At 71.9% G+C, this 10,926-nt stretch carries 11 protein-coding genes; 4 read left to right on the top strand and 7 right to left on the bottom strand.

All coding sequences use genetic code 11. The annotated features are described in order from the left end of the window. From M878_RS83620 to M878_RS83605, 4 genes are all read left to right on the top strand, one after another. Positions 1 to 487 (top strand): FMN-binding protein (locus tag M878_RS83620; protein ID WP_023552010.1); only part of this gene is annotated, 487 nt, incomplete at its 5' end. Then, on the top strand, positions 480 to 1,283 hold the full coding sequence (locus tag M878_RS83615) for an FAD:protein FMN transferase (RefSeq protein WP_023552009.1): 804 nt from the start codon (positions 480 to 482) through the stop codon (positions 1,281 to 1,283). The genes M878_RS83620 and M878_RS83615, both read left to right, overlap by 8 nt. 396 nt (positions 1,284 to 1,679) lie before the next feature. Next, positions 1,680 to 3,494, top strand: a complete 1,815-nt coding sequence (locus M878_RS83610) for an ABC transporter ATP-binding protein (protein ID WP_023552007.1) — start codon at positions 1,680 to 1,682, stop codon at positions 3,492 to 3,494. Beyond that, on the top strand, positions 3,491 to 4,426 hold the full coding sequence (locus tag M878_RS83605) for a serine/threonine-protein kinase (RefSeq protein WP_031226657.1): 936 nt from the start codon (positions 3,491 to 3,493) through the stop codon (positions 4,424 to 4,426). Before M878_RS83610 ends, M878_RS83605 begins: the two co-directional genes overlap by 4 nt. Before the next feature lie 33 nt (positions 4,427 to 4,459). Here the strand turns inward: M878_RS83605 and M878_RS83600 are convergent, their stop codons facing one another. The 7 genes from M878_RS83600 to argC all read right to left on the bottom strand — a co-directional run bounded on the left by M878_RS83600 (position 4,460) and on the right by argC (position 10,881). After that, positions 4,460 to 5,224, bottom strand: coding sequence for a hypothetical protein (locus tag M878_RS83600; RefSeq protein ID WP_023552005.1), 765 nt, complete (start codon positions 5,222 to 5,224; stop codon positions 4,460 to 4,462). Further along, complete coding sequence (locus M878_RS83595; protein WP_031226655.1) at positions 5,214 to 5,801, bottom strand: RNA polymerase sigma factor; 588 nt, start codon at positions 5,799 to 5,801, stop codon at positions 5,214 to 5,216. Before M878_RS83595 ends, M878_RS83600 begins: the two co-directional genes overlap by 11 nt. Before the next feature lie 130 nt (positions 5,802 to 5,931). Then, positions 5,932 to 6,477 (bottom strand): arginine repressor, encoded by a 546-nt coding sequence (locus M878_RS83590; protein WP_023552003.1) that lies wholly within the window; start codon positions 6,475 to 6,477, stop codon positions 5,932 to 5,934. A 7-nt stretch (positions 6,478 to 6,484) separates the two neighbouring features. After that, positions 6,485 to 7,690: an acetylornithine transaminase gene (locus tag M878_RS83585; protein ID WP_023552002.1), complete on the bottom strand. Its 1,206-nt coding sequence runs from the start codon at positions 7,688 to 7,690 to the stop codon at positions 6,485 to 6,487. Continuing rightward, a complete protein-coding gene (gene argB, locus M878_RS83580; protein ID WP_023552001.1) occupies positions 7,687 to 8,589 on the bottom strand; it encodes an acetylglutamate kinase in 903 nt (300 codons plus the stop codon). The genes M878_RS83585 and argB overlap by 4 nt, the downstream gene beginning before the upstream one ends. Further along, a complete protein-coding gene (gene argJ / locus M878_RS83575; RefSeq protein ID WP_023552000.1) occupies positions 8,586 to 9,764 on the bottom strand; it encodes a bifunctional glutamate N-acetyltransferase/amino-acid acetyltransferase ArgJ in 1,179 nt (392 codons plus the stop codon). The genes argB and argJ overlap by 4 nt, the downstream gene beginning before the upstream one ends. A gap of 88 nt (positions 9,765 to 9,852) precedes the next feature. Next, on the bottom strand, positions 9,853 to 10,881 hold the full coding sequence (gene argC, locus M878_RS83570) for an N-acetyl-gamma-glutamyl-phosphate reductase (RefSeq protein ID WP_023551999.1): 1,029 nt from the start codon (positions 10,879 to 10,881) through the stop codon (positions 9,853 to 9,855). Positions 10,882 to 10,926 lie beyond the last annotated feature (45 nt).

Here is a 10,926-nt window from a genome sequence, read left to right as displayed (position 1 = left end):
CAGCGACCAGAAGACCGCGATGGCCGTCCCCAAGCTCAACCAGGAGGCCGTAGCGCCGCAGAGCGCGCAGATCGACGCGGTGTCCGGGGCGACGTACACGAGCAACGGCTACAAGAAGTCGCTGCAGTCGGCGCTGGACAGGATGAAGGCTTCCCCGGGGTCTTCCTCCGGCGGCTCCTCCTCCGGTGGCTCCTCGTCGTCCGGTTCTGCTCAGGCTCGTACGGTGACCGGGCAGGTCGCGCAGACCCAGTACGGCCCGGTCCAGGTACGGATCACGGTCAGCGCCGGCAAGATCACCAAGGCGGAGGCCGTCCAGGCGCCCAAGGGCGGACTCAGCGACCAGAAGACCGCGATGGCCGTCCCCAAGCTCAACCAGGAGGCCGTAGCGGCCGGCAGCGCGCACATCGACGCCGTCTCCGGCGCCACCTACACCAGCACCGGCTACCGGCAGTCCCTGCAGTCGGCGCTGGACCAGGCCGGTGGCTGACACGGTGGCCGAGCCGGCCGAAGCTCCCGCCGCGGTGCGTCATGCGGAGGAGGTCATGGGGACGGTCTTCTCCTTCGACGTCCGCGGCGGGGAACCCCGTGCGGTGCGCGAGTCCCTGGCCGAGGCGGTCGCGGGTCTGCACGCGGCGGACGCGGTCTTCAGCACCTACCGCGAGGACAGCGAGGTGTCGCGGCTGGCGCGGGGCGAGTTGGCCGTGGACCGGTGCGCGCCCGAGGTGGCCGAGGTGCTGGAGCTCGCGGCGGAGGCGGAGCGGGTGAGCGAGGGCTGGTTCAGCAGCCGCTATCGGGGCTCGCTGGATCCCACCGGCATCGTCAAGGGCTGGGCCGCCGAGCGGGCGGCGCGGCTGCTGGCGGGGGTGGCCGGGGTGTGCGGGGTGAGCGTCAACGGGGGCGGGGACGTCCAGTTGCTCGGTTCGCCGGAGCAGCAGCGGCCGTGGCGGGTGGGGGTGGCCGATCCGCTCCGGCCGGGCGGGCTGGCGGCGGTGATCTCGGCGGCGGGGGTGTCCGAGCTGTCGGTGGCGACCTCGGGTACGGCCGAGCGGGGTGCGCACATCGTGGATCCGCGGACGGGGAAGTCGGCGGTGACGGATCTGGTCGCCGTGACGGTGGTGGGGCCGCGGCTGACATGGGTGGACTGCTGGGCCACGGCGGCGTTCGCGATGGGCTCGCGGGCGGGGCTGGCCTGGCTGGAGTCCCTGCCGGACGTGGAGGGCCTGCTGATCACCGCGGGCGACGAGGTGCGGTGCACCGGGGGGCTGGCGGCGAGGCTGGGCTGACAGCGATTTCGTTCGAGCGCGTTTTTCGACCGCGTTTTTCGAGTGAGTTTTTCGAGTGAGTTTTTCGAGCGGCTTTTTTCGCCGGAGAGCCATCCCGTTTCCGCTCCGGGACGTATCCCATATACAGCAAGTTTCGGGAGGAACGGAATGGCTATCTTCGTCAGTCTTGTGCCGGCCAGCCGCCATGACCACCGGAGGCACACGTCGCATCACGACCACGGCGACCACAGTGACCACGGCCACCGGCACGGGCACCGCCACGATCACGACCACGGCGACCGCCACGACCACGGCGACCGCCACGGCCGCGATGACTTCTGAATCGCACATCAGGGCTGAGCGGACCGGTGACCGGAGGACCCGGTCCGCTCCGCCGGCCCCCGAGGAACGCGTCCCATGGTGCACGTCCTGCGGCGTCTGCTCTCGGTGGGCGAGGCCTCCGACGGCGTCGTCGCGGCCGCGCCCGCCGTCTCGCCGCGTGCGGTGTTCCGGCGGTTCTGGCCGTACACGCGCGGCGGCCGCCGCTGGCTCGTCCCCGTTCTGCTCTTCAGCCTGGCCGGACCGGCCGTCGACGCCGCGGAGATCTGGCTCTTCAAGACCGTCGTGGACGGCGTGCTCGTCCCCCGCGACCTGCGGCCGCTGCTGTGGATCGCACCGGCCTACGCGGGACTCATCGTCTGCTCCGGGGTGCTCGGGTTCGCCGACGAGGTGACGTCCACCTGGGTCGGCGAGAGCTTTCTGCTCTCGCTGCGCTCCGAGGTGTTCCGGCATGTCCAGGGGCTGTCGCTCGGCTTCTTCGAACGCCGGCGGCTCGGGGACGTGCTGTCCCGCATCACGGGGGACGTCGACGCGGTCGAGACGTTTCTGCTCTCGGGAGTGGCGGATGTCCTCTACTACGTCGTCCAACTGGGTTTCTTCCTGGGCCTGTTGTTCTATCTGCGCTGGGACCTGACCCTACTGGCCCTCGTGATCGTGCCGCTGTTCTGGGCTGCCGCGCGGCACTTCGCGCGGCTGCTCAAAACGGCGTCGCGGGAGCGCAGGCGCCGCAGCGGCTCGCTCAGCGCGATCGCCGAGGAGGTGCTCGGCAATGTCGCGCTGGTGCAGGCGTACAACCGGCAGGAGTGGGAGGAGCGCCGGTTCGAGCGGGAGAACGCGGGCAGGTTCCGGGCGGCGATGGCCTCGGCCCGGATCCGCGCCGTCTACGGGCCCGTCGTCGAGATCATCGAGGTGACCGGCGGCCTCGCGGTGCTGGGCCTCGGCACCTGGCAACTGGCCCGGGGACAGCTCACGCTGGGCGGTCTGCTGGTCTTCCTGGCGCTCATCGGCAAGCTGTACGGCCCGGTCCACGGCCTCTCCGGGCTCGGCACCACCTTCTACGCCGCCTCCGCCTCCGCCGAACGGATCATCGAGTTGCTGGACCAGCGGCCGCAGGTCGTCGAGGCTCCGGGCGCCCGGCGGATCGGCCGGGCGCGGGGCGAGGTGGAGTTCGACGGGGTCTGGTTCCGCTACCCCGGCGCATCCTCCTGGGCGCTGTCGGACGTGTCGTTCCATGTCGCGCCCGGGGAGACCCTGGCGCTGGTCGGGGCGAGCGGGGCCGGCAAGTCCACGGCCGCCAGACTCCAGTTGCGCTTCTACGACCCCGAGCGCGGCGCGGTCCTGCTCGGCGGCACCGATCTGCGGGACCTGAGGCTGTGCGACGTACGGGAGAACATCGCGGTGGTGCTGCAGGAGACCCTCGTCTTCCACGGCACGGTACGCGAGAACATCGCCTACGGGCGGCCGGGGGCGAGCGAGGCGGACATCGTCGCGGCGGCGCGCGCGGCGGACGCCCACGAGTTCATCGAGCGGCTCCCGGAGGGCTACGACACGCTGGTCGGGCAGCGCGGCCGGACCCTGTCCGGCGGGCAGTGCCAGCGGCTGGCGATCGCCCGCGCGATGATCAGGGACGCGCCCGTGCTGCTGCTGGACGAGCCGACCACGGGGCTGGACGTGCGGTCGGGCCGGCGGATCATGGACCCGCTGCGCCGGCTCATGGCCGGGCGGACGACCGTCGTCATCTCCCACAACCTGCTGACCGTGCGCGATGCCACGCGGATCGTGGTGCTGGACCACGGCCGGGTCGTGGAAGACGGCGCCCACGACGACCTGCTCCGCGGCCAGGGCACGTACGCCCGGCTGCACCGGCTGAGCATGGGCGCGGTGCCGTCATGAGCGCCGCGGTGGCGGGCGGGAACGGCCCCGCGCCCCTCGCGCCGGGCGCGGAGCCGGCGCGAGGGTACGAGATCCTCGGGCATCTGACCCGCACGGGCTGGCTCGATGTGTACGACGCGTGGAGTGCGGAACGGGCCTGCCGGTGCGTGATCAAGGTGGTGCGACCGGACCGGCGGGGCGAGGGGCAGCTCGGCGAGCGGCTGCTGCGGGAGGGCCGGTTGCTGCAGGAGTTCAGCCATCCGCACCTGGTCCGTGGGTACGAGACCGTCACGTCGCCCGAGCCGCTCGTGATCCTGGAGACACTGACCGGTGAGACGCTGTCCCACCTCGTGCACCGGCTGCGGCGCCGGCCGGCGGCTACCGATGTGGCGCTCCTCGGCGTGCAGTTGTGTTCGGCGGTCCACTATCTGCACGGCCGGGGTCTGCTGCACCTGGACCTCAAACCGGCCAACGTGGTGGTGGAGCGCGGGCATGCCAAGGTGCTGGACCTGAGCGTCGCCCGGCCGCCCGGACCGGCGCCCGCCGGGCTGGGCACGTGCTGCTACCTCGCTCCGGAGCAGGCCCGGGGCGATCCGCTCACGGCCGCCGCCGACGTGTGGGGCATCGGCGTCACGTTGTACGAGGTCGCGTGCGGTGACGTGCCTTTCGACTGCGGCGCGACCGGAGCGGAGTCCGACGAGGGCGGCGAGGGCATGGGCGGCTCCTCCTCGCAGGCGAACGACCGGTGTCCACAGACGGACGACCGGCATCCGCGGATGAAGGACCGGTATCCGCAGGCAGAGAAGGCGGCCCCGCCCATCGCGTCCCGGAGGCGGCTGCCGCCCGCGCTCGCCGCCGCCGTCGACGCCTGTCTGCGGGCCGACCCGGCGGCGCGGCCCACGGTCGCCGAGCTGGCCGCGGCCCTGGAAGCGACCCTGCCGCAGCGCTCCTGAGCCGTACCAGGCCGGGCCGTATCCGGCTCCGGTTCACTGCACCGGCTCCACGACCCGGCCCTTCGCCAGGTGGGCCGTGGCGAGGACCGTGCCGTCGGGCGCCGTCAGCCGGGCGCCGGAGAGGGTCGAGAGGTCGCCGGGTGCGGCCACGCCCCACTCGCCGTGTCCGCCGGTCAGGGTGAAGTCGCCGACGCGCACGGTCGTACCGTCGGCGTGTTCGAGGAGGCAGGTGACCTTGCCGGTGTACGCGGCGTGCGGGCCGGCGAGATCGACGGACACGAAGATCCAGCCGGGGGTTCCGGGGTGGGCGTAGACCTCGCCGACGGTGCCGCCGCTCGGGGCCGAGGTCATGTCCCCGATCAGCATGGGCTCGGACGCGGTGGCGGGCGCGGACGAGGCGAGGACCTGCTCGACGGCGGTGCCGATCCCCCAGCCGGCGAGCCCGATGGCCACGGTGACCGCGGTGGCGACGGCCGCCAGGCGCAGCCGGGCTCGCCGCGCCCGCCCGCGGAGGCTTGGCGACGTACGGCCGGAGACGCCCGTGGGAGCCTCGGACGCCGATGCCTGCTGGGCCAGCGTGCGCGCCACCCGGGTCTCGAAGCCGAGCGGTGGCTCGCTGTCCGGCAGCAGGCCGATCAGCCGGTCGCCGACCAGGGTGAGTTGGCGGACGTACTCCCGGCAGTCCGCGCACCGGTCCAGATGGGCGACTGCCTCGGCGCGCTCCCGGCCGTTCAGCACGCCCAGTGCCAGCTCGGCGGCGATCTCCCGGAGCTTGTCGCATTTCATGTCACTGGACATGGTCGCCTCGCTTCGGAGCCGCGAATGTGGTCCGCAGTTTCGCCATGGCGGCCCTGATCCGGGTCTTGGCGGTGCCCAGCGGAATCTGCTCCGCGTCGGCGATCTGCTGGGCGGTCATGCCGTAGATGCCCGCCATCACCAGGGCCCGGGCCTGTTCGCGGGGCAGCCGGGCCACGGCGGCCCGCAGCTGGGAGGAGGTCTCGTCGGCCAGCGCCCACCGCTCGGGGGTCTCGGTGACCACGCCGAGGAGAGCGTCGAGGTCTTCCGGTGCCACCGGCTCGGTCCGCCGGGCGCGGACGGCGTCGACGGCGAGGTTGTGTGCGATGGTCGTCAGCCAGGTGGTGACCGAGCCGCGGCGCGAGTCGTAGATCTGGGCATGACGCCACGCCCGCTCGAAGGTCAACTGGGCGACATCCTCGGCGAGTTGTTCATCCCCGGTGACGGCCATGGCGACCCCGAAGACCCGGTGCTGGAACCTTCGTACGAAGACGACCGCGAGTTCCGGATCACCTGTGGCCAGCCCGGACAGCAGAGCCTCGTCCGGGAGGCGGCCCACGGGGAACCGGAAACCCGACACACCTCTGTATACGGTCGACGCCCGCCAGGGGATTGCCCGCCCACCCGACCCCCCGCCGCGGAAGATCACATTCCCATTCTCCGCCGCCCGGCGGGGCGCCGCATGCCCGCTCAGTGGCCGTTCTGTGCCGTCAGTGCCCGTTCTGCGCCAGCCGCAGCAGGTGGTCCGCCAGGGCCTGGCCGCCGGTCGGCTCCCGGCTGATCAGCAGCAGCGTGTCGTCACCGGCGATGGTGCCCAGGATGTCGTGCAGTTCGGCCTGGTCGATGGCCGAGGCCAGGAACTGGGCCGCCCCCGGCGGGGTGCGCAGGACCACGAGGTTGGCGGAGGCCTCGGCGGAGATCAGCAGTTCCTGGGAGAGCCGCCGCATCCGCTCCTCCTTCGCCGACTCCCCCAACGGCGCGCGCGGGGTGCGGAAGCCGCCCTCGCTCGGCACCGCGTAGATCAGTTCGCCGTCGGTGTTGCGGATCTTCACCGCGTTCAGCTCGTCGAGGTCCCGGGAGAGCGTCGCCTGGGTGACGCTCAGCCCGTCGTCGGCGAGCAGCTTCGCGAGCTGGCTCTGCGACCGCACCGGCTGCCGGTTGAGGATGTCCACGATCCGGCGGTGCCGCGCGGTACGCGTCTGCGGCACGGCGGCTCCGGCACCCGCGGCCTGCTCCTGGTCCTGCGCCTGGCTCATCGTCGTCTCATTCTCCGGATCGTCCGTCCCCGGCCACTGGGTGCGCTGCGTCGAGGATGCCGGGCAGCGCCCCGAGGAAGGCGCCTGTCTCGGCGTCGCTCAGATTCAGCGGCGGCATCAGCCGTACGACGTCGGGAGCGGGCGCGTTCACCAGGAACCCGGCCTCCTGGGCCGCCTGCTGCACCTGCTGCGCGCGCGGCCCGGTGAGCACGATACCCAGGAGCAGGCCGGCACCCCGCACATAATCGATCAACGGGTGGCCAAGGCCCTCGATTCCCTCGCGGAGCTTCTCGCCCTGCCGCTTGACGTTCTCCAGCAGTCCGTCGCCCGCGATGGTGTCGAGGACGGCGAGTCCGGCGGCGCAGGCGACCGGGTTGCCGCCGAAGGTGGTGCCGTGCTGTCCGGGCCGGAGGAGTTCGGCGGCCCGGCCGAAGGCCACGGTGGCGCCGAGCGGCAGTCCGCCGCCGAGCTGCTTGGCGAGGGTGACGACATCGGGGAGCACGCCCTCGTGGGCCTGGTACTCGAACCAGGTCCCGGTACGGCCGATGCCGGTCTGCACCTCGTCCAGGACCAGCAGGGCACCGGTGGCGGCGGTGATGGCGCGGGCGGCCTTGAGGTAGCCGGCCGGGGGTACGACCACGCCGTTCTCGCCCTGGACCGGCTCGATGATCACCAGGGCCGTCTCCTCGGTGACCGCGGCGGCGAGCGCCTGGGCGTCGCCGTAGGGCACGTGCGTGACGTCGGCGGGCAGCGGCCGGAACGGGTCCTGCTTGGCGGGCTGGCCGGTGAGCGCGAGGGCGCCCATCGTACGGCCGTGGAAACCGCCGTCGGTGGCGACCATGTGGGTGCGCCCGGTGAGCCGGCCGATCTTGAAGGCGGCCTCGTTGGCCTCGGCGCCGGAGTTGCAGAAGAAGACCCTGCCCTCCCGGCCGAAGAGCTGGAGCAGCCGTTCGGCGAGGGCGACGGTGGGCTCGGCCATGAAGAAGTTGGAGATGTGGCCCAACTGGCCGATCTGCCGGCTGACGGCCTCGACGATCGCCGGGTGCGCATGGCCGAGGGCGTTGGTGGCGATGCCGCCGACGAAGTCGTGGTACTCGCGGCCCTCGGCGTCCCACACCTTCACACCCGCGCCGCGCACGAGGGGCAGCCGCGGGGTGCCGTAGTTGTTCATGAGCGCGCCCTGCCAGCGCTGGGTCAGCTCCTGGTTGCTCATGACTCCCCCTGTTCGTCGGGCACGACCATCGTGCCGATGCCTTCGTCGGTGAAGATCTCCAGCAGGATCGAGTGCTGGACCCGGCCGTCGATGACGCGGGCGGTCGTCACGCCGTTGCGTACGGCGTGCAGACAGCCCTCCATCTTCGGCACCATGCCGGCGCTCAGCTCCGGCAGCAGCTTCTCCAGTTGGGAAGCGGTGAGGCGGCTGATCACCTCGTCGGAGTGGGGCCAGTCCTCGTAGAGGCCCTCGACGTCGGTGAGGACCATGAGGGTTTCGGCGCCCAGGGCCGCAGCGAGTGCCGCAGCCGCCGTATCAGCATTGACGTTGTAGACATGTCCGTCATCCTGGGAGCGGGCGATCGACGACACGACCGGGATACGGCCGTCGGCCAGCAGGGCCTCGATCGCGCCCGTGTCGATCGCGGTGATCTCGCCGACCCGTCCGATGTCGACGCGTTCGCCGTCGATCTCGGGCCGGTGCTTGGTGGCGGTGATGGTGTGGGCGTCCTCACCGGTCAGGCCGACGGCGAGCGGGCCGTGCTGGTTGAGCAGGCCGACCAGTTCACGCTGCACCTGCCCGGCGAGCACCATCCGTACGACGTCCATGGCGTCCTCGGTGGTGACGCGCAGGCCGGCCTTGAACTCGCTGACGATGCCGTGCCGGTCGAGGGCGGCGCTGATCTGCGGGCCGCCGCCGTGCACGACGACCGGCTTGAGGCCGGCCTGCCGCAGGAAGACGACGTCCTGGGCGAAGGCGGCCTTCAGCTCCTCGTTCACCATGGCGTTGCCGCCGAACTTGATGACGACGGTCTTGCCGTTGTGCCGGGTCAGCCAGGGCAGCGCCTCGATGAGGATCTGGGCCTTGGGCAGCGCGGTGTGTTTACGCGTGGGGGTCATGACGAGTACGCGCTGTTCTCGTGGACATAGTCTGCCGTGAGGTCGTTGGTCCAGATCGTCGCGGTCTCGGTGCCCGCGGCCAGGTCGGCGGTGATGCGCACCTCGCGGTAGCGCATGTCGACCAGTTCGCGGTCCTCGCCGACCGAGCCGTTCTTGCACACCCAGACGCCGTTGATGGCGACGTTGAGCTGGTCCGGCTCGAAGGCGGCGCTCGTGGTGCCGATCGCGGAGAGGACGCGGCCCCAGTTGGGGTCCTCGCCGTGGATGGCGCACTTGAGGAGATTGTTGCGGGCGATGGAGCGGCCCACCTCGACGGCGTCCGCCTCGCTGGCCGCGTTGATCACCTCGACCTTGATGTCCTTGCCGGCGCCCTCGGCGTCGCCGATGAGCTGCCGGCCGAGGTCGTCGCAGACCTTCGTCACGGCCTCGGCGAACGCGGCGTACTCCGGGGTGATGCCGGAGGCGCCGGAGGCGAGCAGCAGGACGGTGTCGTTGGTGGACATGCAGCCGTCGGAGTCGACGCGGTCGAAGGTGACCTTGGTGGCGGCGCGCAGGGCCTTGTCCAGGATCTCGCTGTCGAGGTCGGCGTCGGTGGTGAGGACGACGAGCATGGTGGCGAGGCCGGGCGCGAGCATGCCGGCGCCCTTGGCCATGCCGCCGACGGTCCAGCCGTCCTTGGTCACGACGGAGGTCTTGTGGACGGTGTCGGTGGTCTTGATGGCGATGGCGGCCTTCTCGCCGCCGTGCGGGCTGAGCTGGGCCACCGCCTTGTCCACGCCGGGCAGCAGCTTGTCCATCGGCAGCAGCACGCCGATCAGACCGGTGGAGCACACGGCGACCTGGCCCGGGGCGTGGCCGCCGGTCGCTTCGTGGCCTGCGGTGTTGAGCGACTCGGCGACCTTCTCCGCGGTGGCGTGGGTGTCCTGGAAGCCCTTGGGGCCCGTACAGGCGTTGGCACCGCCGGAGTTCAGGACGACGGCGGTCAGCTCGCCGCCTTTGAGGACCTGCTCGGACCACAGCACCGGCGCGGCCTTCACGCGGTTGGAGGTGAAGACGCCCGCGGCGGCACGGCGCGGCCCGTCGTTGACCACGAGGGCCAGGTCGGGGTTGCCGTTCTCCTTGATCCCGGCGGCGATGCCCGCCGCCGTGAATCCCTTGGCTGCCGTGACACTCACTGCATCTCCTCGTTCGCTTCTCCGCCCGTGCAGCGCGCCGGTGCGGCTTTCGTCGTCGTCTGCGGCCCGGTGGCTGCACGTGCGTCGCTCACGGAGCGACTCCGATCGTGGAAAGCCCGGTGGTCTCGTCGAGACCCAGGGCGATGTTCATGCTCTGGACGGCACCGCCGGCGGTGCCCTTGGTCAGGTTGTCGATGGCGCTGATCGCGATGATGCGGCCTACGGCCTCGTCGTACGCGACCTGCACCTGAACGGCGTTCGAACCGTAGACGGCCGCCGTGGCGGGCCACTGGCCCTCGGGCAGCAGATGGACGAAGGGCTCGTCGGCGCAGGCCTTCTCGTAGGCGGCCCGGACCGACTCCGCCGTCACCCCGGCGACGGCCGACGCGCTGCACGTGGCGAGGATCCCGCGCGGCATCGGCGCGAGCGTCGGCGTGAAGGAGACCGCGACCCGCTCCCCCGCCACCCCGCTGAGGTTCTGGATCATCTCGGGGGTGTGCCGGTGGCCGCCGCCGACGCCGTACGGCGCCATGGAGCCCATGACCTCGCTGCCGAGCAGATGCGGCTTGGGTGCCTTGCCCGCGCCGGAGGTGCCGGACGCGGCGACGATCACCGCCTCGGGCTCGGCGATCCCGGCGGCGTAGGCCGGGAACAGGGCGAGGGTGACGGCGGTCGGGTAGCAACCGGGCACCGCGATGCGCTTGGACCCCTCCAGCGCGGCGCGGGCGCCCGGAAGTTCGGGGAGGCCGTAGGGCCAGGTGCCGGCGTGCGCGGAGCCGTAGAACCGCTCCCAGTCGGCCGGGTCCTTCAGCCGGAAGTCGGCGCCCATGTCGACCACGAGGACGTCCGGTCCGAGCTGCTCGGCGACGGCGGCGGACTGCCCGTGCGGCAGTGCCAGAAAGACCACGTCGTGTCCGGCGAGCACTTCGGGCGTCGTCTCGGTCAGCACGCGGTCGGCCAGCGGCAGCAGATGCGGCTGGAGCCCGCCGAGCCGCTGGCCGGCGTTGGAGTTCCCGGTCAGGGCACCGATCTCGACTTCGGGGTGTGCGAGGAGCAGCCGCAGGACCTCGCCGCCCGCGTATCCGCTCGCTCCGGCCACCGCCGCACGTACCGCCATGTCCATCCTCCTCTAGATGGCATGACTATACGTAGCGCCGCAGTT

The sequence above is a fragment of the Streptomyces roseochromogenus subsp. oscitans DS 12.976 genome, assembly GCF_000497445.1.
GTDB lineage: Bacteria > Actinomycetota > Actinomycetes > Streptomycetales > Streptomycetaceae > Streptomyces > Streptomyces oscitans.
The sequence above is the reverse complement of the archived record's forward strand: the minus strand, read 5'-3'. Positions and strand labels throughout refer to the sequence as shown.